The organism is Arsukibacterium sp. MJ3 (assembly GCF_000987765.1).
Classification (GTDB): Bacteria; Pseudomonadota; Gammaproteobacteria; order Enterobacterales; family Alteromonadaceae; genus Alishewanella.
This window is the reverse complement of sequence record NZ_LAHP01000001.1, coordinates 108,022-133,320: the sequence shown is the minus strand read 5'-3', so window position 1 is coordinate 133,320 and position 25,299 is coordinate 108,022. Positions and strand designations below refer to the sequence as shown.

At 45.4% G+C, this 25,299-nt stretch carries 20 protein-coding genes; 16 read left to right on the top strand and 4 right to left on the bottom strand.

The features are described from left to right. Positions 1-155 precede the first annotated feature (155 nt). Entirely contained in the window at positions 156-1,127 is a 972-nt protein-coding gene (locus VT06_RS00565; protein WP_046552317.1) for a DMT family transporter, read from the top strand. A 79-nt stretch (positions 1,128-1,206) separates the two neighbouring features. On the opposite strand, the gene pyk is transcribed toward VT06_RS00565, so the two are convergent. Together pyk and VT06_RS00555 are read right to left on the bottom strand one after the other, a co-directional pair. Then, complete coding sequence (pyk, locus tag VT06_RS00560) at positions 1,207-2,643, bottom strand: pyruvate kinase (RefSeq protein ID WP_046552316.1); 1,437 nt, start codon at positions 2,641-2,643, stop codon at positions 1,207-1,209. Between the two features lie 147 nt (positions 2,644-2,790). After that, positions 2,791-3,648 carry a MurR/RpiR family transcriptional regulator gene (locus VT06_RS00555; protein ID WP_046552315.1) on the bottom strand — a complete coding sequence of 286 codons (858 nt, stop codon included), beginning with the start codon at positions 3,646-3,648 and terminating at the stop codon, positions 2,791-2,793. Between the two features lie 273 nt (positions 3,649-3,921). Between VT06_RS00555 and zwf the strand changes: the two genes are divergently transcribed. The 9 genes from zwf (at position 3,922) to VT06_RS00510 (ending at position 14,861) form a co-directional block, all read left to right on the top strand. Next, positions 3,922-5,403, top strand: coding sequence for a glucose-6-phosphate dehydrogenase (gene zwf, locus VT06_RS00550; protein ID WP_046552314.1), 1,482 nt, complete (start codon positions 3,922-3,924; stop codon positions 5,401-5,403). A gap of 15 nt (positions 5,404-5,418) precedes the next feature. Further along, on the top strand, positions 5,419-6,108 hold the full coding sequence (gene pgl, locus VT06_RS00545) for a 6-phosphogluconolactonase (protein WP_046552313.1): 690 nt from the start codon (positions 5,419-5,421) through the stop codon (positions 6,106-6,108). A gap of 10 nt (positions 6,109-6,118) precedes the next feature. After that, complete coding sequence (gene edd, locus VT06_RS00540) at positions 6,119-7,951, top strand: phosphogluconate dehydratase (RefSeq protein WP_046552312.1); 1,833 nt, start codon at positions 6,119-6,121, stop codon at positions 7,949-7,951. Continuing rightward, positions 7,944-8,915 carry a glucokinase gene (locus VT06_RS00535; protein ID WP_046552311.1) on the top strand — a complete coding sequence of 324 codons (972 nt, stop codon included), beginning with the start codon at positions 7,944-7,946 and terminating at the stop codon, positions 8,913-8,915. The genes edd and VT06_RS00535 overlap by 8 nt, the downstream gene beginning before the upstream one ends. Positions 8,916-8,919: 4 nt before the next feature. Then, positions 8,920-9,576: a bifunctional 4-hydroxy-2-oxoglutarate aldolase/2-dehydro-3-deoxy-phosphogluconate aldolase gene (locus VT06_RS00530; RefSeq protein ID WP_046552310.1), complete on the top strand. Its 657-nt coding sequence runs from the start codon at positions 8,920-8,922 to the stop codon at positions 9,574-9,576. A gap of 166 nt (positions 9,577-9,742) precedes the next feature. Next, positions 9,743-11,332 (top strand): ABC-F family ATPase, encoded by a 1,590-nt coding sequence (locus VT06_RS00525; RefSeq protein ID WP_046552475.1) that lies wholly within the window; start codon positions 9,743-9,745, stop codon positions 11,330-11,332. A 188-nt stretch (positions 11,333-11,520) separates the two neighbouring features. After that, positions 11,521-11,988 (top strand): Dps family protein, encoded by a 468-nt coding sequence (locus VT06_RS00520; RefSeq protein WP_046552309.1) that lies wholly within the window; start codon positions 11,521-11,523, stop codon positions 11,986-11,988. 241 nt (positions 11,989-12,229) lie between these two features. After that, positions 12,230-13,075 carry an HDOD domain-containing protein gene (locus tag VT06_RS00515; protein WP_046552308.1) on the top strand — a complete coding sequence of 282 codons (846 nt, stop codon included), beginning with the start codon at positions 12,230-12,232 and terminating at the stop codon, positions 13,073-13,075. A gap of 91 nt (positions 13,076-13,166) precedes the next feature. Then, entirely contained in the window at positions 13,167-14,861 is a 1,695-nt protein-coding gene (locus VT06_RS00510; protein ID WP_046552307.1) for an NAD-dependent malic enzyme, read from the top strand. A gap of 94 nt (positions 14,862-14,955) precedes the next feature. Here the strand turns inward: VT06_RS00510 and VT06_RS00505 are convergent, their stop codons facing one another. After that, positions 14,956-15,447 (bottom strand): DUF1543 domain-containing protein, encoded by a 492-nt coding sequence (locus tag VT06_RS00505; RefSeq protein ID WP_046552306.1) that lies wholly within the window; start codon positions 15,445-15,447, stop codon positions 14,956-14,958. Between the two features lie 57 nt (positions 15,448-15,504). Beyond that, positions 15,505-16,722: a hypothetical protein gene (locus tag VT06_RS00500; RefSeq protein WP_152658954.1), complete on the bottom strand. Its 1,218-nt coding sequence runs from the start codon at positions 16,720-16,722 to the stop codon at positions 15,505-15,507. Between the two features lie 275 nt (positions 16,723-16,997). Between VT06_RS00500 and VT06_RS00495 the strand changes: the two genes are divergently transcribed. The 6 genes from VT06_RS00495 to VT06_RS00470 all read left to right on the top strand — a co-directional run bounded on the left by VT06_RS00495 (position 16,998) and on the right by VT06_RS00470 (position 25,285). Further along, positions 16,998-18,047, top strand: coding sequence for an efflux RND transporter periplasmic adaptor subunit (locus VT06_RS00495; protein WP_046552304.1), 1,050 nt, complete (start codon positions 16,998-17,000; stop codon positions 18,045-18,047). Next, positions 18,044-21,133, top strand: a complete 3,090-nt coding sequence (locus VT06_RS00490) for an efflux RND transporter permease subunit (protein WP_046552303.1) — start codon at positions 18,044-18,046, stop codon at positions 21,131-21,133. Before VT06_RS00495 ends, VT06_RS00490 begins: the two co-directional genes overlap by 4 nt. Next, positions 21,133-22,248, top strand: coding sequence for a GNAT family N-acetyltransferase (locus VT06_RS00485; protein WP_046552302.1), 1,116 nt, complete (start codon positions 21,133-21,135; stop codon positions 22,246-22,248). Before VT06_RS00490 ends, VT06_RS00485 begins: the two co-directional genes overlap by 1 nt. 84 nt (positions 22,249-22,332) lie before the next feature. Continuing rightward, positions 22,333-23,034, top strand: coding sequence for a tellurite resistance TerB family protein (locus VT06_RS00480; RefSeq protein WP_046552301.1), 702 nt, complete (start codon positions 22,333-22,335; stop codon positions 23,032-23,034). 81 nt (positions 23,035-23,115) lie between these two features. Continuing rightward, positions 23,116-24,471, top strand: a complete 1,356-nt coding sequence (locus tag VT06_RS00475) for an AarF/ABC1/UbiB kinase family protein (RefSeq protein WP_046552300.1) — start codon at positions 23,116-23,118, stop codon at positions 24,469-24,471. Next, complete coding sequence (locus VT06_RS00470) at positions 24,458-25,285, top strand: MipA/OmpV family protein (RefSeq protein WP_052750117.1); 828 nt, start codon at positions 24,458-24,460, stop codon at positions 25,283-25,285. The genes VT06_RS00475 and VT06_RS00470 overlap by 14 nt, the downstream gene beginning before the upstream one ends. Positions 25,286-25,299: the final 14 nt, after the last annotated feature.

Genomic DNA, 25,299 nt, shown 5'->3' with positions numbered 1-25,299 from the left:
GGTGCCCCGTAGCTTGCTTAGTATAGTGATTGAACAGCGAAAGCACTTGATTTGTCGCAAAGTTTAACAATGTACGCGACAGTGATGCGGTAAATAAGCCACAATAACGTTTGTTAAACTGTCGGCAATCGACAGTCTGAGGATAACCCTAGCTTATGCATCAAATTACCGGAAAAAGTCTGATAGGATTGCTGCTGGCATTAACTACTGCCGTGTTATGGGGCATATTACCCATAGCCCTGAAAAGTTTGCTGGTTATTATGTCAGCTAATACCATTACTGCCATTCGGTTTTTAGCCGCAGCCCTTATTGTTGGACTATGGTTGGCGGCCCGTGGCAAATTGCCGGCATTAAAACTGCTGTATAACGCTAAAGTCGCGAGATTAATGCTGATTGCCATTGTCGGTTTATTGTCGAACTACATTATGTTTTTAAGCGGTTTAAATTATCTGAATGCTGAGACTGGCCAAGTTGTTATTCAACTGGCACCGTTTTTAATGATGCTGGGTGGCATTGTTATTTTTAAAGAAAGACTCTTGTTATGGCAAAAAATAGGTGCGTTTACCTTGCTGGGTGGCTTATTGCTGTTTTTTAACGAGCGACTGGTTGATCTGGTAACACAGGCAGGCAGTGAAACCATGGGGGTTTTATTAATTATCGCCGCCGGAATTACCTGGGCGGCCTATGCGCTAGCGCAAAAACAGTTATTAGTTAATTTCAGCTCTAAACAAATTATGTACTTGCTGTATGTTGCGGGTACGATTTGTTTTATGCCGGTTGCTGATTTTACCCCCTTTCTTACTATGACGAATTTGCACTGGGCACTGTTGGTTTTTTGCTGTTTAAATACGGTGGTGGCCTATGGCGCTTTTGCCGAAGCATTGCATCACTGGGAAGCGTCTAAAGTAAGTGCAGTTTTGGCGCTTACGCCGTTGTTTACTATTTTGTTTGCAAATATAACGGGGTGGTTGTTTCCTGATTTTTTAGTACCACAACAATTAAATATCTGGTCTTGGTTTGGCGCGCTAATGGTGGTAACCGGTTCGGCGCTAACTGCGTTAGCGCCGCAGTTTGTGCAGTATCGTGCTGCACGTCGGGTGCGTAAATTACAACGTGATGTGTTTTAAATGAGGTTAATAGCAACAAAAAAGGGCCTGAGGCCCTTTTTTGTTGCTATTTTAATATTTAAAGTAGGCTTGTTTAAACTTATTTAACCTGAACAATTTTACAGGTGTTAGAGGCACCGATAGTTTCCATTACATCACCATGGGTCATTATCACCAGATCACCACTTTTTAAGCCGGCTTGGCTACGAATGGCATTTATAGCAGCATCGGCCAGTGATTGTTCTACTAAGGCTGTGCTATCAAAAAACGCCGGATAAACACCACGATAAAGCGCCATTTTATTTAGTGTTTTGCTGTGTCTTGACAGCGCATAAATAGGCTGCGGCGACGTTATACGCGACATTAGTTTTGCCGTATAACCCGATTCTGTTAAGGTAATAATAGCTTTAATATCGGCTAAATGATTAGCCGCATACATAGCCGATAACGCGATGGTTTCGCTAATTTCAGTAAAGGCTACGTCCATCCGGTGTTTTGATATTTGCACGCTGGGGTGCTTTTCTGCGCCATCACATACCCGGGCCATGGCTATAACCGTTTCAGTCGGGTACTTACCTGCAGCCGTTTCTGCTGACAACATAACCGCATCAGTGCCATCTAGCACGGCGTTTGCTACATCCATTACTTCAGCCCGAGTTGGCATTGGGCTTTCAATCATGCTTTCCATCATTTGGGTTGCGGTTATTACCACCCGATTAAGCTGACGTGAGCGGGCAATAATACGTTTTTGCTGGCCAACCAGCTCGGCATCACCAATTTCTACACCTAAATCACCCCGTGCAACCATTACAGCATCAGAGGCGAGGATTATATCATCCAGTGTGGCATTGTCAGCGACCGCTTCAGCACGTTCTATTTTTGCCATTAACCGTGCTTCGGAGCCGGCAGCTTGGGCCAATTGCCGCGCCAAGCGCATATCATCGCCGCAGCGCGGGAAAGACACGGCTAAAAAATCAACATCAATTTCAGCGGCGGTAATAATATCGGCTTTATCTTTTTCAGTCAGGGCAGGGGCAGTTAAACCACCTCCCTGGCGGTTAATACCTTTATTGTTACTCAACTTACCGCCGACAGTAACCTTGGTATAAACTCTGTCACCTTCTACCTTTTCTACGTATAACTGGATCCTGCCATCGTCCAGCAGCAACAAATCACCGGCGCTTACATCTTGCGGCAGTGCTTTGTAATCAATACCCACCTGGTGGTGATCACCTTCGCCCTTCGCCAGACTCGCGTCTAATACAAATTGCTGGCCCTCAGCTAATAGTACCGTACCTTCTTTAAAGGTAGAGACACGAATTTTCGGGCCTTGTAAGTCACCCAGTATGGCAACATGTTCACCCAACTTAGCGGCTGCCGCCCGCACCATCTTCGCTCGCTCACGATGGTCATCTGCACTGCCATGCGAAAAATTAAGCCTGAAGACGGTGGCACCAGCACTGATCAGTTTTTCAATAGAGAGTTGAGTATTGGTTGCGGGGCCGAGGGTGGCGACAATTTTGGTTCTTCTTGGCATCAGATGCTCCTGCTGTTGAACGCGGATCGAACATATAGTTAAGTGTAATGTAATTTAATTACAGAATACAGCGACATTATTGTCATAAACGATAGGTAGGTGCTGTTAGCTAAGCTGTAATGAGACTACGCCGTTTAATTAGGCTGATTAATTAGTGAAGTCTTTCTTTTCAAAACGGGAACCGCGAAGGCTGTCTTTGACTTTTTTCAGATTTTCCCGGAATTTACTGCCACGGCGTAAGGTAAAACCGGTGGCCAGAATATCAATTAACACCAACTGAGCGACTCTGGACGCCATCGGCATGTACATATCGGTATCTTCTGGTACATCCAATGATAATACCAAGGTGCACTCACGCGCTAATGGGCTGTCATAAGCGGTTATGCCAATGACTGTAGCATCGTTTTCCCGTGCTATTGCTGCGATGTCACACAAATTTTTAGTGCGGCCAGTGTGGCTTATACACACCACTACATCACCATCAGAGCTGTTAATGGCTGACATTCTTTGCATAACAATGTCATCAAAACATACTACCGGAACGTTAAAACGGAAAAATTTATTTTGCGCATCATGCGCCACCGAGGCGGAAGCGCCTAAACCAAAAAATGAGATTTTTTTTGCTTGAGTAAGAACATCAACCGCGCGGTTAATCATATTAATATCGACCCGTTGGCGCGCCGTATCGAGTGCCGCCATGGTAGACTCAAAAATTTTTGCCGTGTAAGCCTCCGGACCATCGTCTTCTTCAACGTGTCGGTTAACATAGGGGGTGCCATTAGCCAGACTTTGCGCTAAATGTAATTTAAAATCAGGAAAACCTTTGGTGTCGAGCCGGCGACAAAACCGATTAACTGTTGGTTCGCTTACATCCGCCATTTTAGCCAGTGCTGCTATACTACTGTGAATGGTGATCTGCGGATTAGCCAGAATAATATCGGCAACTTTACGCTCAGATTTGCTAAAGCTCGTTGCGCTACTCACAATTTTTTCCAGTACGTTCATCAAATAATTCCTGATGTTATAAGTTGTTAAGCTGGCACCTAAAGTCTATTACCGTTGTTGCTTGTGTGGTTATACACCAAGTTAAACAACAAAACAGTATTAAATTTACCACAAAACTGTAATTACTTGGCTAAGGCTGCCTTAATATGTAAGAGTAGTCAAAATATAAGTTGTCTTGTAATTAAATTACAACAAATCGGGTTTACAGCGACTATTTCGCGCGTTACTATGCGTTAATTGTTGTAAAATTACACAATATTGCAAGGGTCAGACATGACAACCACAGCACAACATGCTCAGAACAATGCCTGTGATTTAATTTTATTCGGTACTAAAGGTGATTTAGCGCGTCGTAAATTACTCCCGGCACTCTATCAATTAGAGAAAGCTGGTTTACTGGCTGCGGACTCCCGTATTATTGGCGTAGCCCGCGATAACATGGATAACAGCAGCTACACTGAGATGGTTAAAACTAATCTGACCACTTTTTTAAAAAAAGAAACGTTAGATGAAACGGTTTGGCAGCAACTTGCGGCTAAATTGCTGTATGTGCAACTTGATCTCACCCAAACCAATGATTATAAAAAGCTCAGTGAATTGGTCGACCCTGGTAAGCGCACCACGGTAAGCTACTTCGCCACACCGCCTGCATTGTTTGGTGACTTATGTAAAGGCTTAGCCACAGCAGGTTTGGCCGCAGAGCCTTCGCGTGTGGTATTGGAAAAACCTATTGGCCATAACTTAGCGTCATCTATTGTTATTAATGATCATGTGGCAGAACATTTTAAAGAATGTCAGATTTATCGTATTGATCATTATCTTGGTAAAGAAACGGTACTGAATTTATTAGCGTTGCGTTTTGCCAATGCTATTTTTGCGTCGAATTGGGATCATAACGCTATAGATCATGTGCAAATTACCGTGGCGGAAGAAGTTGGGGTAGAAGGGCGTTGGAGTTATTACGATGATGCCGGTCAAATGCGTGACATGGTACAAAACCATTTATTGCAGGTGTTATCGTTAATTGCCATGGAGCCACCAGCCCGCCTGGATGCTGACAGTATCCGGGATGAAAAACTTAAAGTATTAAAAGCACTGCGGCGTATTGACAGCAGTAATGTTCAGGAAAAAACAGTGCGCGGCCAATATGCCAGTGGTTTTGTCAGCGGTAAACAAGTGCCCGGTTATCTGGAAGAAGAAGGTGCCCGTGCCGGTAGCCGCACTGAAACCTTTGTGGCAATTAAAGTAGATATTGATAATTGGCGCTGGGCTGGTGTGCCGTTTTATTTGCGGACAGGCAAACGTATGCCGAAAAAACACAGCGAAGTGGTTATTTGCTTTAAACCGCAACCACACAATATTTTTCATGAAACCTACAATGAATTACCCGCAAATAAACTGATCATCCGACTACAGCCAGATGAAGGTGTTGAAATTCAGGTAATGAACAAAATCCCCGGGCTGGGTGAACACATGCGCCTGCAACAAAGTAAACTGGATTTAAGCTTCGACGAAACGTTTAAATCACAACGTATTGCCGATGCCTACGAGCGCTTGTTATTAGAGGCGATGTTGGGTAATCAGTACTTGTTCGTGCGCCGCGATGAAGTAGAGCAGGCCTGGCAATGGGTTGATGGTATTTTAAATGCTTGGAAAAATAACAATGAGCCGGCGAAAACCTATCAGTCTGGTACCTGGGGGCCGGTGGCGTCTATTTCCTTGCTAGCCCGTGACGAACGTAACTGGGACGAATAAACAGGATTATCCACAATGCAGCTGCATCAATTTACTGACACTACCGCGTTAAACCATGACTTTGCTAAGCAACTGGCTACTATTTTAACCGAAGCCATTACTAATCGCGGTCAGGCTTATCTGGTGGTTTCCGGCGGTCGCACACCGACCGGCTTATTTCATACATTAGCCACAGCCGCGCTAGACTGGCAAAAAGTAACCGTTTTACTCGCCGATGAGCGCTTCGTTGCGCCAGGTTCTGCTGACAGTAATGAGCGTTTAGTAAAAGCCAATTTACTGCAAGGTAATGCGGCGCTTGCCACTTTTATCAGTTTATATGCCGAGGCAGCTACTGCCGAGCTGGCGATTGACACTATTTTGCCAAGACTTGTTGCGCTGCCTCAGTTTGATGCGGTGATCCTAGGAATGGGTGAAGATGGTCATACCGCGTCGCTATTTCCGTGTAGTAAAGAGCTTTCTGCCGGATTAGCCAAGGATGCCGCTCCAGTATTAATTGTTAATCCAACAACGGCACCTTATCAGCGTATATCGCTGAGTTTGCCGAGGTTATTGCATACCCGTAAGTTATTTTTACATCTGGTTGGGCAGAGTAAGCTTGAGGTATTAAGCCTAGCTCAAGCCGGTTCCGATGTGACCACCATGCCAATCCGGGCATTTTTACAGCAGTCAGATGTTGATGTGGCTGTCATGTATGCCGCTAATTAGAGGAAGCGTTATGAATGCTGATATTCAACGAGTTACCGACCGTATTATTGCCCGCAGCGAAAAATGCCGTGCTATATATTTGGCGCGGATAGCGGAAGCGGGGCAATCTGGCCCTCATCGTGGCGTATTAAGCTGCGGGAATCTGGCGCATGGTTTTGCCGCCTGCAATAAAGAAGACAAGGCTGATCTGCGCAGCTTAATTAAAGCCAATATCGGTATTATTTCATCTTATAACGATATGTTGTCAGCACATCAACCCTATGAAAGCTATCCGACACTGATAAAGCAAGCGGTTAATGAGGTAGGCAGTGTGGCGCAGTTTGCTGGTGGTGTACCGGCAATGTGTGACGGTGTTACTCAAGGCCAGCCCGGCATGGAACTAAGCTTACTTAGCCGAGATATTATTGCCATGTCTGCCGCTGTGGGGTTATCTCATAATATGTTTGACGGTGGGCTGATGCTGGGCATTTGTGACAAAATTGTCCCGGGTTTATTGATGGCCGCATTAAGTTTTGGCCATTTACCCTTTGCTTTTGTGCCAGCCGGTCCTATGCCTTCTGGTATTCCTAATAAAGAGAAAGCCAGGGTACGTCAGCTCTTTGCTGAAGGCAAAGTAGGCAAAGAAGAATTATTGGAAGCCGAGTCAGCGTCTTATCATTCTGCTGGCACCTGTACTTTTTATGGTACCGCCAACTCAAATCAATTAGTGGTTGAAATGATGGGCTTGCATTTACCCGGTGCGTCTTTTGTTAATCCGGGTAGTGCGCTGCGTGAAGAGCTAACCAAAGCTGTGTCGCGCCAGATCACCCGGCTTACCCAACTGGGTGATAACTATTTACCCATAGGCAAGCTGATTGACGCTAAATCGCTGGTTAACGGCATTGTGGGCTTGCTCGCCACAGGCGGCTCTACCAACCACACCATGCATTTGGTTGCAATAGCACGGTCGGCCGGTTATATCGTTAACTGGGATGACTTTGCCGAATTATCTGCCGCAACACCATTACTAACCCGAATTTATCCCAATGGCGAAGCCGACATTAACCATTTTCAACATGCAGGCGGTATGGCGTTGTTGATTAGGGAATTGCTGGATGCCGGCTTGTTGCATGAGGATGTACAGACGATTGCCGGACCGGGGCTGCGCCGTTATACCCAGCTGCCACTGTTAAAAAATGGTAAATTACACTGGGTTGATGCACCAGCAGAGTCACTGGATACTACGGTGCTGGCTACGGTTGCTAAACCGTTCAAAGCACATGGTGGCTTAGAGGTGTTGTCGGGCAATATTGGCCGGGCTATTTTAAAAACGTCAGCCCTGCGTGAAGGGACCGAGATAATTAAAGCACCGGCAGTGGTATTTGACAGCCAGCATGAGTTGGATGCTGCTTTTAAAGCCGGCAATTTGAATAAAGACTGTATTGTTGTGGTACGTTTTCAAGGGCCTAAAGCCTGTGGTATGCCAGAACTGCACAAATTAACGCCACCACTTGGCGTATTGCAAGACCGAGGCTTTAAAGTAGCGCTGGTGACTGACGGCAGAATGTCTGGCGCCTCAGGTAAGGTGCCCGCGGCTATTCATGTTACGCCTGAAGCAGTTGATGGCGGTGGTATTGGCCGCATTCAAACCGGCGATATGATGCTGGTTGATGGTACTACTGGCAAACTTGAAGTACTGGTTGACGCGACTGAATTTAACGCCAGAGCACAAGTTACCTGTGATTTAAGTCATAACGTTTATGGTATGGGAAGAGAAATGCTTGGTGCCTTAAGAGGTCAATTAACCGGCGCTGAGCAAGGGGCCTGCAGCTTATTCGTTACTGAGGAGCATCTGCATGGCTGAGCGGGTTAATTATGCCATAGTGGCTGATATTGGCGGTACCAATGCCCGTTTTAGTCGAGTAAATTTAACCAGCCTGCATTTGGATAAAGTTGCTGTGTATGCCTGCGCAACGTTTGCGAGTTTGGCAGACGCCCTGCAGCATTACCAACTTGAGCAACAATTAACGGCATTAAAACATGTCGCCATTGCCATTGCTTGTCCAGTAACAAATGATGAAGTCAGTATGACTAATTTTCACTGGCATTTTTCAATTAATGCCATGCAACGTCAGCTTGGGTTAACCCGCTTACTGGTAATGAACGATTTTACCGCGGTAGCAATGTGCTTGCCGGCACTGGGTGAAAACGACAAAGTGCAGATAGGCCAGGGCAAAGTACAACTTACCAAGCCTATGGCGGTGCTGGGGGCGGGTACGGGTCTTGGCGTTGCGCATTTACTTCAATGTAATGGCCAGTTTGTGCCATTGCCGGGGGAAGGCGGCCATGTTGATTGGGCTGCTCAAACCGAGCAAGAATGGTTTATTCAGCAAATGCTGGCCAAAGAATATGGCCACGTTTCACCCGAGCGTTTATTGTCAGGTCCGGGCTTAGAAGCTATTTACCGTGGGCTGGCATTATTTCGCCAGCTAGATGTGCTACCGCTGTCAGCGGGTGAAATTGGCAGCCAGGCTTTAGCGGGCAGCTCTGATTTAGCCAAAGCGACTGTAGCGCAGTTTTTTGCTAGTTTAGGCAGTATTGCCGGCGATTTAGCGCTAACCCTAAGTACTTTCGGTGGCGTTTATGTGGCAGGAGGCATTGCCCCTAGATTATTGCCATTATTGGCAGAAAGCGAATTTAGAAGCCGTTTTGAAGCAAAAGGTCGGTTTAGCGCATTTAATCGCCAAATCGCCACTTTTATCGTTACTGCACCTCAGCCAGGCTTGCTGGGTGCTGCAGTTTACTTAAAACAATCTTTGGCGAGTTAACCTTATGGCATTTAGTAATTGGCAGCTACAACCGGCTGAGTTATTTGCGCTAGGCGCAGTAGTTCCCGTTATAGTAATTAAAGATTTAGCAGACGCTGTACCGCTGGCAAAAGCATTGCTGGCCGGGGGTATTAAGGTACTGGAAGTAACCTTGCGCACCCCGGTAGCACTGGATGCGATTAAACTATTAGCCGAACAAGTACCCCAAGCTATTGTCGGTGCAGGTACGGTTACCACTGCCGCACAACTGGATTTAGCTATTGCGGCTGGTGCTAAATTTGCTATTAGCCCGGGGTTAACCCGTGAGCTGTTACAAGCAGGCAAAGATGCCGTTATTCCACTAATACCGGGCATTGCCAGCATTTCAGAGCTGATGGAAGGAACAGGTTTGGGCTATACGCATTTTAAATTTTTTCCGGCAGAAGCCGCCGGTGGCGTTAAAACCTTAAAATCGATCTATGGTCCTTTTGCCGATATTCGATTTTGCCCAACAGGCGGTATTAACGATAAGAATTACCTGGAGTATTTGGCCTTACCTAACGTCAGTTGTGTTGGCGGTTCATGGATTGTGCCTGATGCAGCGGTGAATAATAAAGAGTGGCATACCATTACTGAGCTAACCCGCACGGCAGTAGCTGCTGCAGCCGCAAGTAGCCGTTGATAATAAAATGCCATAACCTGTCAACAGACTTAACAGCAACAGCGAACGAGCCTGTTACTAACTTTAGAAAATACCGGCTTATATGCCGGTATTTTTGAATTATGTCAGCAAATCGCGTATAGTGGCGCACCATTTTCATCCAGTACAATCTGTAGCGGACATTTTAGTGATCTCAACTGCCAATATTACAATGCAATTCGGCGCCAAGCCGTTGTTTGAAAACATTTCTATTAAATTCGGTGACGGTAACCGCTATGGCCTGATAGGCGCTAATGGTTGTGGTAAATCGACTTTCATGAAAATTCTCAGCCGTGAACTTGAGCCTACTGCAGGTAATGTGTCGGTTGAACCCAATTTCCGTGTTGCCAAACTAAATCAGGATCAGTTTGCTTTTGAGCAATATTCGGTAATTGATACGGTGATTATGGGCCATGGCCAATTATGGGCGGTAAAAGAAGAACGCGATCGTATTTATTCCAGTAGCGACATGAGCGAAGAGGACGGCATGAAGGTTGCCGATCTGGAAGTCGCTTTTGGTGAAATGGACGGTTATACCGCAGAATCACGGGCAGGCGAGTTATTAATTGGGGTCGGTATTCCGGTAGAGCAGCATTTTGGTTTGATGTCAGCCATAGCGCCGGGTTTTAAACTTCGGGTATTACTGGCACAGGTATTGTTTGCTGAACCAGAAATAATGTTACTTGATGAACCTACTAACAACCTGGACATTAATACCATTCGCTGGCTGGAAAACGTACTGGCTGAGCGCGACAGTACTATGGTAATTATTTCGCACGACCGGCATTTTTTAAACAGTGTCTGCACCCACATGGCTGACCTAGATTACGGCGAGCTGCGCTTATACCCAGGTAATTATGACGAATATATGTTTGCAGCGACCCAATCACGGGAACGCTTACTGTCAGACAATGCCAAGAAAAAAGCCCAAATAGCCGATTTACAAACCTTTGTCAGCCGCTTTTCTGCCAATGCCTCTAAAGCGAAGCAAGCCACCTCGCGCGCCAAACAAATTGACAAAATTCAGTTAGAAGAAGTTAAAGCATCGAGCCGGGTTAACCCGTTTATCCGCTTTGAACAGCAAAAACAGCTTTACCGTTTAGCATTAGAGGTAGAAGGGCTACACAAAGGCTTTGACGATTTACAACTATTGAAAAACCTGAACACCACCATTGAAGTGGGTGAAAAAGTGGCTATTTTAGGTGCGAACGGTATTGGTAAGTCGACCTTGCTAAAATGTTTGATTGGCGACTTAACGCCAGAAGCTGGCAGGGTTAAGTGGTCTGAGAATGCCAATATTGGCTATTATGCTCAGGATCATGCTCATGAATTTATTGAACCAATGACTTTATTCGATTGGATGAGCCAGTGGAAACAGCCGTCGGACGATGAGCAAGCTATTCGCGGCATTTTAGGCCGTTTACTGTTTTCGCAAGATGAAATAAAAAAATCAGTTAAAGTACTTTCTGGTGGTGAAAAAGGTCGGATGATGTTCGGTAAGTTGATGCTACAACGGCCTAATATTCTGTTAATGGATGAACCAACTAACCATTTGGATATGGAGTCTATTGAGTCACTGAACATGGCGTTAGAGCATTACAAAGGCACGCTTATTTTTGTTAGTCATGACCGTGAATTTGTTTCTACATTGGCTAGCCGGATTATTGAAATTACCGGCCAGGATGTCCGTAATTTTGCCGGTACTTATGAAGAATATTTGATTGCACAGATAAGTTAGTGCTACAGCAGTTTAATTGCTATCCAAAACAAGCCGGTATCGCTTAACGCTACCGGCTTGTTTTTTTCAGATTACGACCCATATCGTTAATATAGAAACACGCCAAGCATAAAAAAGTTCTTAGCACTCGTGATCAACAATATGTTGTAGTATTGCCGATAACGTAATGATAATAGTGGACGATAAATATGAAAGTAAATATTGGAATTGCAGAAAACCAACGTAAAGCGATATGCCAGGGTTTAGCGGTATTACTGGCAGATACTTATACCTTGTATTTGAAAACGCATAATTATCATTGGAATGTGACAGGGCCGATGTTTCAGTCACTGCATACCTTATTTGAAACCCAGTACACCGAACTGGCATTGGCAGTGGATGACATTGCAGAGCGCATTCGTGCCCTGGGTGAGTTTGCTCCTGGCTCTTACAAAGAATTTGCCAAGCTCACTAATATTAAAGAAGCCGATGGTATACCCAGCGCTGAAGCGATGATTAAAGATTTGGTTGAAGGGCAGGAGGCTATCGCCAAAACAGCACGTTCTATCGTGCCTGTTGCTGACGAGGCTGCCGATGAAGTTACTCTGGATTTGTTGACACAGCGAATGATGGTTCATGAAAAAACCGCCTGGATGTTGCGCAGCATGGTGGCTTAGTTAAATTGAGCTATAAATTTGAACAGTCAGGTTGGTTAAAAATTTAACCGTCAGCAGCATTACAAAAGCAGCGCCTAAAGCGCTGTTTTTTTATCCGATAATAGTCAAAATACTGATTTAATTACAATGTCATAAAAAAGTACTAAGAATTTCCGGTAAAAACTTGTAAAATCAGTCTTAGCAGCAACACTTAAAAGCATCAGTTTTTTAGTGCTGATAGACCCAACCGGAGATGTCCCCGATGAACGCTTTGCAATATGCGCAAAACTCTGTTGCTTTATTTGCCTTTCCAGATAGTTATTTTCGCGTTAAAGAATTAATGGAATCGGAAACTGCCAGTCTGGATGATATCGCTGAGGTTATTTTACTGGATCCGGTGCTCACCTCTAAATTATTAAAGTTGGCTAACAGTGCGGTTTACCGCTTACCTTATCAGGTTGAATCCGTTAGCAAAGCATTATTGGTGTTAGGTAAAACTCAATTATTTAATCTGGTAGTGAGTATCGCGGTCAGCTCAGCATGCAGTAAACTGACTTCTAAAGCTATCGACATTGAGAGGTTTTGGGAACAAAGTGTTAATGCCGCGCTAATTGCTAAATACCTGGCTAATTTTTGCGGCTTACGTCAACCTGATCGACTGTATGTTGTTGGATTACTTCACAACATTGGCGAGCTGGTGGTAATGCAACTAGCCGCAGATAATGCCACGTTGTGTCAGAATTACAATAATGACACTAAACCTTGGCAGTTACAGCAAAGCACTTTGGGCTTTACTTACGCAGCCTGTGGTGCAGAACTGCTTAACTTATGGCAGTTACCAGATAGTATTGTTGAGCCGCTGGCCCGCCAGCATAACACCCAGTTTAATGCAGCAGAGCCTGATATTTTGATAAGCTATTTGGCGGTAAGGCTGGCCCTGTCCAATCAGCATCCTGATTTATACAGCATTAAAAACCTGGTTGATCCCTTCGTGTTGGAATTATTACATCTTGAACAAGCCGACTTAATTAAAGCCATCGATTTTTGTAATACCGAAGGTTTATTTATTTTATCGGTGCTTAATCCACGTATCAGCACTATTTACTGAGCAACTACCACACGACTGACAGAACGCTTTACTGAGCCTCTCTTGTTATTATCCGGTATAAATTGCCGCTGTTATTTATTGGAACATCACTATGTCTGAACTAAAAGTTAAAGCATCGTTATACACCGCCTATTCAGGCTCTGCTTTACTGGAAACACCATTATTAAATAAAGGCAGTGCTTTTAACCGTGAAGAACGCGCGGCGTTTAATTTAACTGGTTTGTTACCACCACGTTATGAAAGCATTGAAGAACAGGTTAGCCGTGCTTATTTACAATATAAAAGCTTTGATACAGCGATTAATAAGCATATCTACTTGCGGGCAATTCAAGACAACAACGAAACCTTATTTTACCGCTTGGTGCAGCAGCATTTAGAAGAAATGATCCCCATTATTTATACTCCGACCGTTGGCGATGCCTGCGAGCAATTCTCTGATATCTATCGCAGTGCCCGTGGCTTATTTATTAGCTTTGATGATCGCTATAACTTAGATGATGTTCTGCGTAATGCCACCAAAGCTAAAGTAAAAGTAATAGTGGTAACCGATGGTGAGCGTGTATTGGGGTTAGGCGATCAGGGCATAGGAGGTATGGGTATTTCTATTGGTAAACTGTCATTGTATACCGCTTGTGGTGGCATTAGCCCCGCCTATACCTTACCAGTGATGCTGGATGTTGGTACCAATAATGAAAAACTACTCAATGACCCTATGTACATGGGCTTACGCCAAAAACGAGTAGGCCATGACGACTATAACGAATTTATTGAGCTGTTTATCCAGGCGGTAAAACGCCGCTGGCCCACAGCCATTATTCAGTTCGAAGATTTTGCCCAGCCTAACGCCATGCCGTTATTGCAACGTTATCGCGATCAAGTGTGTTGTTTTAATGATGATATTCAAGGTACCGCCGCAGTGACGGTAGGTACCTTACTAGCCGCTTGTCTAAGTAAAGGCGTTAAACTCAGTGAGCAGCGCGTAGTCTTTGTCGGTGCTGGTTCAGCCGGTTGTGGTATTGCCGAGCAAATTATCAGTCAGATGGTGGCTGAGGGAATAACAGAGCGACAGGCCCGGCAACAAATTTTTATGGTAGACCGCTTTGGTCTGTTAACCGACACTATGCTCGATTTACGTGATTTTCAACAAGTGCTTATACAAAGTGCCGCCAATATCGGTAGTTGGAATTATAGTGGTGACTACCCCAGCTTATTGGACGTAATGAATTGCGCCAGCCCCGATATTCTTATTGGCGTGTCTGGCCAGGCCGGGTTGTTTACAGAGCAAATTATTCGGGCGATGAAAAAGGGTTGTGCTAAGCCGATTATATTTCCATTAAGTAATCCGTCACGCCAGGTTGAAGCCACACCGCAACAGGTTATCGAATGGACCGATGGCGAAGTGATTATAGCAACGGGCAGCCCTTTTCCACCGGTAGAGTTTCAGGGCAAGGTGCACCATATTGCCCAATGTAACAACAGTTATATTTTCCCCGGAGTAGGGCTGGGTGTTATTGCAGTTAAAGCACAGGTTATAAGTGATGAAATGCTGCGTGCGGCCAGTAAAACCCTGGCCGCCACCTCGCCGTTGGCAAATACCGGTAAAGGTGGCCTGTTACCGCCTTTTACTGCTCTGGCGGAATTAAGTAAAAAAATGGCTTTTGCTGTGGCAAAGGTAGCGCAGCAGCAAGGGCTGGCATTAGAAATTGATGACAATACCCTACAACAGCGTATTGAGGATAACTTCTGGAAACCGCAATACCGGCACTACAAAAGAGTAAGTGGCTAATATAAAACTCTTTGATAAAGCTTGTTACATTAAGATTTAGACGTAACGCCTTATTAACGATTGGCTGAGCCATTATGTTACCAATTAATGCAGGCTAGGCTATAACAATATAGTCGTTTTCAAAATAACAGCCCTTATGCGAGGCCGGGTAAAGCTGAACATAGCGCCCGGCTACGTGCTCTATTGCCAGACACTGCTCTATTTCAAAAACATTATCGGTATGTGGCTTATCCCATTTTAGGGCTAGCTGCTGTTTAGCTTGTTTTTTCGCTTCGGTTTTGTTGTTGGCTGCCAGCACAAAATAGCGATGGTCTTCACCAAAAATGCTGGAGAAATACCCCCCTAAATTAATGAAAAACAATTTAGGGCCACTGGTAGCCGGGGTATCACATAACCTGACAGCATACTGATCAATGCCAGAAATCGCCATCCAGGCATCAATATGCAGCCCTTTAGGTTCTGCAAACCACAATGTCTGTAACTGCGGGTAAGTTTGCATCAGTGTATCACCCGCCACAAACACCACATCATGTACTTCAATATTGGCTTTAGGGTGGCTTCCGCCCAGCATGACCATATACAACATTTACTATTTCCTTGGCTGAGTTTAAAAATCATGGTTAACCAGCAATTAGCTGCTTTGCTATGGGGCAATTGCCAGCAGTGGATTACTACGCCAGATAAGTTTAAAACCATTGTTGAGTAAATATAAAAACAACAGCGGCAAAATGAGTGTTTTAAGCATAAATAGCGCCATTAAATTAAGAATGTTAGACACGGCATCATCTAGCCGTTGCTTTAACTGATATACCTGCCGTGGGTTAACGGCGTCTTTAATGGCGGCGATACCATCGCCTAACGAGCTAAAACTTGTTGAAATTTCAGCAAAGAAGCCGGGGGTTTTCCCTTCCAGGGTTAACTCAGCCAGCTGAATTTGATGGTTTAAATCTGCCGATTGTCGTTGTTGGCGTTGCTGCTCATCTTGCCAAGTGTTCAGCTGGCTGCGTTGCTGCTCAATTTTTTCATTCAAGGCTTCTACTCTGGGATCAGGATTTAAATAATTTAGGCGTTGCAAAGTGCCCAACTCACGCACCACATTTTTCTGTTGTAGCTGCAGTTGTTCAAGCGCTTGCCGTCCTCGCAGTTGTCGCTGTTTTAACGCTAAAACATTACTATCTAATAGCGAGACTTGCTGTTGTAACTGGGTAATGTCCGCAGTAAGTGCCTGACGTAATGCCGGTTCAATTAGCGGCGTGTTTTGTTCTTTCACGCCTTCTATATTTTCAAGAATGTGCATTTGCTTTACCGTACGCTCATTTAAGAAGCTATTATCAACCACACCATTAGCGGCAACCACTAACACCAGTGCAAAACGTAAAAACAATAAAATAAGAAAAATACGCAGTAACACTAATTTAAGTCCGGCTTGAGACAATAATGTACTGAAAAAGGTGCTTAACAGTACAGATAGTGCCGATAGGCTGAGCAACACGTTGAAAAAAGTGTCACTGACAATTTCCAGTAACACTTTTTGAATAACCAAAGAACCGATGGCCAGTTTCATTGCCGACGAATACTGCTCAACTAAATCGTTTAATGGGTCAAGCACCTGACCTGCACCAACCGAGCCGCCAACACCAAAACTGAACTCAAAGGTAACAGATTGTAAAAAGGAAATAAGGGCATTCATGCCCCGGGCAATAACAAAAGCTGAGCTTGCCTGCACCAGAGCATCATCAATATAAGCGGTTGTGTAGTTCTCAATAATCCCGCTCCAGGACAATGCTACACTTAACACAATAATGGCAAACAACCACCAGCGCAGCTGATACCGATAGTGAGTTGCTGTTACTTCAACCATATTCAGCATTGTTCCAAATTAGCGGTGCATAAAATGATGCTAGCAGTCACAACCTGCAGTGTCGATGGCCGACTGCCACTTAGCTTAAAATACTGTTGTTTATCGCCTATTGAGCGTGTTTTGTGATCATCCTCGGTTAAAATTCGTATATTGGCGGCAATTATCCGCTGTAATGGATACTAATATAAAACAACATTAACCGGTGATATCTTGTCAAAATGGCACCAGCATTAGTCAGGGTTAACAAGAATAGTGATGTGAGAAAAGGACACTAAATGACCATAGCATGGCAAAAAGCAGGCTGCCTGATAATAACGATTTTAATTGGCAGTTCGACGTTAACACTTCAGGCACAAAGCCGTGGTGGCGGTCGTCCGGCGCAAATTATTAGTATGCCGGTAGAATTTGAGCAACAAAGCAGCCGGATAGAAGCTGTTGGCTCAGCCGAAGCTATTCAGTCAGTGGTTATTTATCCTGCAGTAGCGGACAAAGTTACTGCCATTAATTTTGTGCCAGGCCAGAAAGTGCAGCAGGGTGATATGTTAGTAGAGCTGGATGCCCGCCGGCAAAAAGTGGCGGTTGACCGTGCCCGTATTCAGCTTACCGATGCACAGCGCACGGTAGAGCGGTTAAATGCGAGCCGCCGTCAGGGCGCCATTGCGCAAAGTCAGTTAGATGATGCGGTGACCGCCCGCGATTTAATGCAGGTAATGCTCACTGAAGCACAGACTGAATTAGAAGACCGCACCGTGCGGGCACCATTCGATGGGGTAGTAGGGTTAACTGATGTTGAACCGGGTGATCGGATCACCCAGCAAACCGCCATCACTACCCTGGATAATCGTAGTGAGTTATTAATTAATTTTCGGGCACCTGAAAGTGCGTTGGAGATGTTGCAACAACAACCTACGTTGACATTGCAGCCATGGCAGGGCGATGCCTTGAATCTTAAAGCGATAATTAGCCAAATTGATTCAAGAATTGACAGTACTAACCGCACTATCCGGGTTAGAGCATTACTTGACAATGAGGCAGATCTATACCGACCTGGCATGAGCTTTCGGGTAAGCCTTGAAGTGCTGGGTGCTGCCTATGCCGTTATCCCTGAAGCCGCATTATTGTGGAGTGCCACAGGGGCTTATGTTTGGTTAGCACAAAATAGCCAAGCTAAGCGGGTAGATGTGCAAATTAAACAGCGTTTAAGTGGCCGTATATTAGTATCTGCGGCGTTAAACCAAGGCGATATGTTAATCACCGAAGGTGTGCAAACGTTACGTGAAGGCCAGGCGGTTAATGCCGTTAACGAACAAAAGGCCGGTTTATGAAACAAGAACCCGTGCAAAATGACTTACCGTCACTCTCTATTCGTCGACCGGTACTGATTATTGTTCTTAATTTACTGATTATTATCGCTGGTATTGCCGCCATTAACGGTTTGGAAGTGCGCGAGTTACCTGATGTTGATCAGCCAATAGTATCTGTTACTGCCAGTTTTCCAGGTGGCTCACCAGAAACAGTCGATACCGAGGTAACCAGTAAGCTCGAAGGCGCTGTGGCCCGAGTTACCGGTGTAAAGTCCATTAATGCTTCCAGTGAAGAGGGCAGCTCACGCGTTAGAGTAGTGTTTCGGCCGGGTACCAACTTAGATGATGCGGCCAATGAAACCCGCGAGGCCGTTAGCCGAGTGCAACGAGAGTTACCTGATGGGGTAGACCGTTTGGCTATTATTAAAGCCGACAACGATGCCGAATCGGTTGTGAGTATTGCTGTATCCAGTACCACTCTGGATCTAGAAACCCTGACCGAGCGGATTGAAACCGATTTAGCGCCATTATTTTTAACCATTCCCGGCGTGGCAGACGTTAGGTTAAATGGCGATCGGGAGCGGGTGCTGCGGGTAATTCTGGACCCGTTACGCTTAACCAGTTTTAATTTAGCGGTAACCGATGTAGCAGCAGCGCTGCGCCTGGCGCCCTTTGATGTTCCGGCTGGCAGCCTGCGCTCTACCGATCAGCAGCTTATTGTACGGGCCGATGCGACGTCAGTCAGTGCCGAACAGGTAGAAGACATTATTATTAGCGGTAATACCCGGATTGGCGACGTGGCCACGGTGTATTTTGGTCCGGCTGATGCTAACAGTATGGTGCGATTAGACGGCCGCCCCGTTATTGGTTTAGGTATTATTCGTCAGGCACGCTCTAACACTATAGAAATTTCAGACGAAGTATTAGCATTGGTTAAACAACTGGAAAACCGTTTTCCGGAGCTGCAATTACAAGTTACCTCAGATGATGCTGAATTTATCCGCAGTTCAGTGCGTGAAGTGATTACCTCGCTGGCACTGACAGTATTACTGGTTATATTTACCCTTTGGTTATTTATTGGCTCCTGGCGCGCCACTATTGTACCCGCCTTATCGATACCGGTTTCGCTGATAGGCGCGCTGGCGGCAATTTGGTTAATGGGCTTCTCAATCAATATTTTAACCTTACTGGCGTTAGTGCTGGCCACCGGCCTTATTGTTGACGATGCCATAGTTGTTTCTGAAAATATTCAGCGCCGGCGCAGCATGGGGCTAGGTGCCAGAGCGGCAGCGGTAATTGGCACGCGAGAAGTGTTTTTCGCGGTAGTCGCCACTACGGCGGTGCTAGTCGCCGTGTTTGTACCGATTGCGTTTTTACCTTCGACCGCAGGTCGGCTCTTTCGTGAATTTGGTGGCGTGTTCGCCGCTGCCGTTATTATTTCCTCTTTTGTGGCGTTATCTCTGGTGCCAGCGCTAACTGCACGCTTACCCATTAAGCCAAATGCTAAAAATATGTTTGGTGGTATTGGTAACGCGTTGCTGAATTATTATAGCCGCAGCTTACACTGGACCCTTGATCATGCCTGGTTGGTTTTTGCTGCCTGTTTATTGGCAGCAGGCAGTGCCGGAGCATTATATACGGTACTGGATAATGAATTGATGCCAAGCGAAGACCGCGGTACCATTAGGGTATTTGCCCGTGGTCCGGACGGAGTTGGTTTGAATTTTATGGACCGGCAAGCTGATAAGATGGAAGAAGTGTTACTGCCCTATGTGAATGGTGGTGACATTGATTCTATATATACCGTAGTAGGCCAATGGGATCCTAACTTAGTCTTTATTACCGTACCGTTGAAAAACTGGAGTGAGCGCAGCCGCTCGCAACAGGAAATTATTACCGAAATTAGCCCGCAACTTGGCGCAATTCCTGGTGCGCCAGCCCGGGCATTTGGTTCAAACAGTTTAAATTTGCGTGGCCAGGGTGGCGGCTTAGAAATGGCCCTGACGGGTGAGTCGTATGCGGGTATTTTTGCCGCAGCCCAAAAGCTATCTGCAGCTATTCAGCAAAAAATGCCGGAACTTGGCATGCCACGTATTTCTTATCAGCCTACTCAACCACAACTACGGGTTAATATTGACCGGCGTCGTGCAGAAGCGTTAGGCGTACCATTATCCGATATTGCCACCACGTTACGGGTAGCCATTAACGGTGACGACTTGGCAGATTTAAATGTAGGCGATCAATCTATTCCTATTATTTTGCAGGCGGCAGCGGCGTCGGTAACGGATCCGTCTGATTTAGCCAATTTGTATGTAGGGTCGCGTAGCGGCGGTTTGGTGCCGTTATCCAGCTTGGCATATATTTCTGAAGAAGGGGTTGCGGCTGAGTTAGAACGACAGGCGCAGCGCCGTGCTATAGAAATGGAACTGGAGTTACCAGCTGATTTGTCGATGGCGCAGGCAGTTGAACAACTTCGTGCGTTGGCACAAACAGTATTGCCGTCAAACATTGGTTTAGTGTTTTTGGGCGAAGCACTGACCTTTGAAGAAACGGCCCGTGAAATATCGTTAACCTATGTACTGGCCTTTTTAATTGTATTGTTAGTGCTGGCGGCCCAGTTTGAAAGTGCTAACAGCGCTATTGTGGTCATGGCTACCGTGCCTTTTGGTATTGCTGCAGCAATATTTGCGTTATTTTTAACCGGCACCTCAATAAACATTTATTCGCAAATTGGTTTAGTGATGTTAATTGGATTATTAGCAAAAAATGCCATTTTATTGGTAGAGTTTGCTGATCAGTTGCGCGATCGTGGTTACAGCGTTCGTAAAGCAGTGGAAGAAGCGGCGCAAATTCGTCTGCGGCCCATTGCCATGACCTTATTATCCACTTTACTTGGCGGGTTGCCGCTTATACTGTCTACTGGTGCCGGCGCGGAAGCGCGCAGTGCCATTGGGTGGGTGGTATTTGGCGGCTTAGGTATCGCGGTAATTTTCACCTTGTATCTAACACCGGTATTGTATTTAGCACTGGCACGTTTTGCTAAACCCCGTGCCGATGAAAGCAACCGACTGGAACAAGAGTTAGAGGCAGCCAAGCGGCTAGACTAATGATTGAAATACGCTTATGTGATGACTTGGCCACTATAGCGCCGGCACAGTGGGATAGCCTTTTCCCTGCAGACAATCCGTTTTGCCGGCATGGTTTTCTAAACGGCCTGGAGCAGGGCGGCAGTGTTGGTGAAGGCACCGGTTGGCTACCACAGCATCTATTGCTTTATCGGCATGACAGCTTAATTGCTGCCATGCCGCTCTATTTAAAATTACACTCTTATGGTGAATACCTATTTGACTGGACCATCGCCGAAGCGTATCAGCAGCATCAGCTTAGCTATTACCCCAAATTAGTATCTGCCATTCCGTTTACCCCGGTACAAGGCCCAAGGTTGGGTATTGCTATAGGTGAAGATGCTGCTGAGCTTTTCACTTTACTCATGCATGCTATTAAGCAACGCCAGCAGCAGTTAGGCTGCAGCAATTTTCAGTGTTTATATGTTGAGCAACCGTTACAACGTTTACTGGCTAAACACAGTATGCTGCATCGTTATGATGTGCAGTTTCAATGGTTTAACCACAGTTATACCGATTTTAACGACTTTTTAGCGCAATTGACGTCACGTAAGCGTAAACAAATTAAGAAAGAACGGTTGCAGGTTTCTCAGCAAAACATTGCCATTAAAGTCTTCCATGGCAACGACTTGCCTGATGATTTTTGGCCACACTTTACCGGTTTTTATCAGGCAACTTATCAAAAAAGAGCGGGCCATAATGGGTATTTAACCGCTGAAACATTCCAAGCATGGGGCCAGTATATGGCTAATAACATAGTGGTTTTTGCCGCCTATGCTGTGGGTAAACTAGTGGCTGCTTCACTGTGCTTTAAATCGGCTAATAGCTTATATGGCCGCTACTGGGGATGCCTTGCCGAATTTGATAAGTTGCACTTTGAATGCTGTTACTATGCTGGCATTGATTATTGTATTGCGAATGGTTTACGCCAGTTTGATGCGGGCGCGCAGGGTGAGCACAAGCTAACCCGAGGGTTTATGCCGGTACTGCGTCATGGTTTTTATGATTTTAGTCCAACGGTGTTAAGTAAGCCAATTGCTGACTATTGCCAACGTGAACGTCAAGCCTTGCTACAGCACTATGAGCTTAGTGATTAACTTTAATCACGTTTGTAAGAAAAAATTGAATTATTTCCTGGTTTCTAAATCTATTATTTGTCTTAAAAACAATGGGGGCGTGTTATGAATACCAAAGGCTTATTAGGCCAGTTATTACAGTCAGGTTCTGGTTTTTTAAATAGCAATAATTCAGCAGCTAGTAGTACAAATGCGAAGTCCGGTAGTGGCCTTAGCGAGTTGTTATCTGGTAAAGGCGGTGCGGCGCTCGGTGGTGGTGCGCTGGGTTTACTATTAGGCAGTAAAAAAGGGCGTAAGCTCGGTGGTAAGGTATTAACCTATGGCGGCATGGCGGCGTTGGGTGTAGTAGCCTTTAAAGCCTATAACAATTGGCAAAGCAATAATCAGCAACAATCAGCAACCCCGCCCGCCACTATTGATCGTGTACCTGAAGCTGATGTTGAAATTCATTGCAAAGCAATTTTAATAGCCGTTATTGCTGCCGCAAAATCGGATGGCCATATTGATGATCGTGAGCGGGAAATAATTGATGCTGAAATTAAAAAATTCACCCGTGATACCACAATGCTGCGCTGGGTTGATAGCGAATTACAAAAACCATTAGATCCGGTAACGATTGCCATGGCGGCGTCTACGCAGGAAATTGCGGCTGAAATGTATTTAGTAAGCGTATTAATCATCGACGAAGAAAGCTTTATGGAGCGCAGTTATTTAAATGAACTGGGCCAGCAATTAAAATTGCCGTTGGCTTTACAGCAAGAATTAAAACAACAAGCATTAGCCGCAGAACAAATGGTTACCGAGTGATTTTTTTAGCCGATAACTGAGCTTTGCGCGCCTTGGTTGCGTAAACCACCTAGAACCCTCTATTAGGGTGCAGAGGTTGCAATGTCAGATAAGAACTCACAAGTACCAACGAACAGACTAAGCCGGATAGGTGGCTTAGCATCACTGGCCGGCAGGGTTGCCGGCGGTATGTTAGCTGAAGGCGCCCGTCAGTTAGCGCAAGGTAAGCGGCCAACAGGTAAAGGTATGCTACTGACACCCGCCAACGCCCGGCGAGTAGCTGATAAGCTGGCACACATGCGCGGCGCTGCTATGAAAATGGGCCAATTATTGTCGATGGATGCCGGTGACTTATTACCTCCTGAGCTTACTGAATTACTTGCCCGGTTGCGTGCCAGCGCTAACCCTATGCCGGTAAAGCAGCTATCACAAGTGTTACGGCAAGAATTAGGCGAGCAATGGCAACAACACTTTGCCGACTTTACCTTTGTACCCATGGCTGCTGCATCTATTGGTCAGGTGCATCAGGCCTTTCATGATAATGGCACTAAACTGGCGGTTAAAGTACAGTATCCGGGCATTAAAGCTAGTATTGATAGTGATGTCGACAATGTGGCAACGTTGCTTAAAATAAGTGGTCTTATCCCGGCGGGTGTTGAATACCAAAGCTTGCTGCATGAAGCAAAATTGCAGTTAAAAAATGAAGCCGACTATTTAAAAGAAGCAGATTACTTAACACGTTATCGCTGGCATTTAGCTGATGACGATAACTATTTATTACCCAAAGTTTATCCTGAACTAAGTAGCAATAATATTTTAGTGATGTCGTATGTTGCAGGGGAGCCGATTGAATCTTTACAAAACGCACCGCAAGCAGAGCGTGATCGTGTGCTAGCTTTAATGTTTACGCTACTGTTTCGTGAGTTATTTGAATTTAAGCTGGTGCAAACAGATCCTAATTTTGCTAATTTTTTGTATAACCCGTTAACAACTCAGCTGGTGTTACTAGATTTTGGCGCCTGTCGTGATTACCCAGATAAGATAAGTGCCGGTTATCAGGCTTTATTTACCGCAGCATGTAACGATAATTCAGACGCTATTGAAAACGCGTTAACGGCTATAGGATTTTTCAGTCAGAGTATTTTACCAGAGCAGAAGCAAGCCGTGCTAAATCTGGTGCTGTTGGCCTGCGAGCCATTGCAGCAAAATACCCCGTTTGATTTTGGGCAAAGCAATTTAGCTCAACGGGTGCGTGAAGCGGGAACTGCACTGAGTATGCAACAAAATTATTGGCATAGTCCGCCGGCAGATGCGTTGTTTTTACATCGTAAAATTGCCGGATTATATTTACTGGCCGCTAGGCTGGGCGCCCGGGTTAATGTTAGGTCGTTAATTACACCTTATTTAACTCACTCGCTCGTTACGCATTCGGCACAGGATAACTATGAAACAGCTTAACACTTCTGTATACATGGCTTTAGCCCTGACATCAGTGTCGTTGCAGGCGGAGCCGGCAACCGAGTTACCCTTGTGGGAAGCTGGCTTGATTGGTTTTGGTATTAATCAGTTAGCTTATCCAGGAGCGAAGGAACAGGTACAGCGTAGTATTGTGCTACCTTATCTGGTTTATCGTGGTGACTTCTTCAGGGCCGATCGGGGTAATGTTGGCTTGCGGGCATATAAAAGCGACAACTTTGAGCTTGACGTTGGTTTTGCTGCTGCACTTGGCTCATCGGAAGACGATATTGAAATTCGTCAGGATATGCCGGAGCTTGGCACCTTGATTGAGGCTGGCCCACGGTTACGCTGGACACTAAGTGACAGTATATTCGGTAGCAGGGTACGCTTAGATTTGCCGTTAAGAGCAGTATTAGATATTGAAGACAGTATGCGTTACAGCGGTATTAGTTTTGAACCTGCGCTTTTTGCCGATGTTGTCACTGATCATAATTTATCTTATACCTTTGGTGTTAGTGCGCTTTTTGGCAGTGAAAAACTTACCGACCGTTATTATCAGGTAGCGGAACAATATGCCACTATTGAACGCCCGTTTTATGATGCCAAGCCTGGTTTAATTGCACTTCGCGGCTCTGGTGCTATAAGTAAAAAATTCTCATCTAAATGGCGCGGTTTTGGTTTTGCCCGCTATGAATTTGTTACTGCTGCCAAAAACAAGCCAAGCCCCTTGGTGGTAAAAAACGGGGGTTGGTCAGTAGGGCTGGGTGTTACCTACATCTGGGCCGAATCGGCCCAGAAAGTGTCCGGCTGGTAAACGTTTATTCAATA

What these genes read in the sequence shown, in the direction of transcription:
- VT06_RS00510 (WP_046552307.1), top strand. Translation starts at nt 13,167, where the DNA reads ATGTCTGAACTAAAAGTTAAAGCATCGTTATACACCGCCTATTCAGGC.
- VT06_RS00500 (WP_152658954.1), bottom strand. Translation starts at nt 16,722, where the DNA reads ATGGTTGAAGTAACAGCAACTCACTATCGGTATCAGCTGCGCTGGTGG.
- VT06_RS00475 (WP_046552300.1), top strand. Translation starts at nt 23,116, where the DNA reads ATGTCAGATAAGAACTCACAAGTACCAACGAACAGACTAAGCCGGATA.
- VT06_RS00515 (WP_046552308.1), top strand. Translation starts at nt 12,230, where the DNA reads ATGAACGCTTTGCAATATGCGCAAAACTCTGTTGCTTTATTTGCCTTT.
- edd (WP_046552312.1), top strand. Translation starts at nt 6,119, where the DNA reads ATGAATGCTGATATTCAACGAGTTACCGACCGTATTATTGCCCGCAGC.
- VT06_RS00520 (WP_046552309.1), top strand. Translation starts at nt 11,521, where the DNA reads ATGAAAGTAAATATTGGAATTGCAGAAAACCAACGTAAAGCGATATGC.
- VT06_RS00565 (WP_046552317.1), top strand. Translation starts at nt 156, where the DNA reads ATGCATCAAATTACCGGAAAAAGTCTGATAGGATTGCTGCTGGCATTA.
- VT06_RS00535 (WP_046552311.1), top strand. Translation starts at nt 7,944, where the DNA reads ATGGCTGAGCGGGTTAATTATGCCATAGTGGCTGATATTGGCGGTACC.
- pgl (WP_046552313.1), top strand. Translation starts at nt 5,419, where the DNA reads ATGCAGCTGCATCAATTTACTGACACTACCGCGTTAAACCATGACTTT.
- VT06_RS00490 (WP_046552303.1), top strand. Translation starts at nt 18,044, where the DNA reads ATGAAACAAGAACCCGTGCAAAATGACTTACCGTCACTCTCTATTCGT.
- zwf (WP_046552314.1), top strand. Translation starts at nt 3,922, where the DNA reads ATGACAACCACAGCACAACATGCTCAGAACAATGCCTGTGATTTAATT.
- pyk (WP_046552316.1), bottom strand. Translation starts at nt 2,643, where the DNA reads ATGCCAAGAAGAACCAAAATTGTCGCCACCCTCGGCCCCGCAACCAAT.
- VT06_RS00495 (WP_046552304.1), top strand. Translation starts at nt 16,998, where the DNA reads ATGACCATAGCATGGCAAAAAGCAGGCTGCCTGATAATAACGATTTTA.
- VT06_RS00480 (WP_046552301.1), top strand. Translation starts at nt 22,333, where the DNA reads ATGAATACCAAAGGCTTATTAGGCCAGTTATTACAGTCAGGTTCTGGT.
- VT06_RS00505 (WP_046552306.1), bottom strand. Translation starts at nt 15,447, where the DNA reads ATGTTGTATATGGTCATGCTGGGCGGAAGCCACCCTAAAGCCAATATT.
- VT06_RS00470 (WP_052750117.1), top strand. Translation starts at nt 24,458, where the DNA reads ATGAAACAGCTTAACACTTCTGTATACATGGCTTTAGCCCTGACATCA.
- VT06_RS00530 (WP_046552310.1), top strand. Translation starts at nt 8,920, where the DNA reads ATGGCATTTAGTAATTGGCAGCTACAACCGGCTGAGTTATTTGCGCTA.
- VT06_RS00555 (WP_046552315.1), bottom strand. Translation starts at nt 3,648, where the DNA reads ATGAACGTACTGGAAAAAATTGTGAGTAGCGCAACGAGCTTTAGCAAA.
- VT06_RS00485 (WP_046552302.1), top strand. Translation starts at nt 21,133, where the DNA reads ATGATTGAAATACGCTTATGTGATGACTTGGCCACTATAGCGCCGGCA.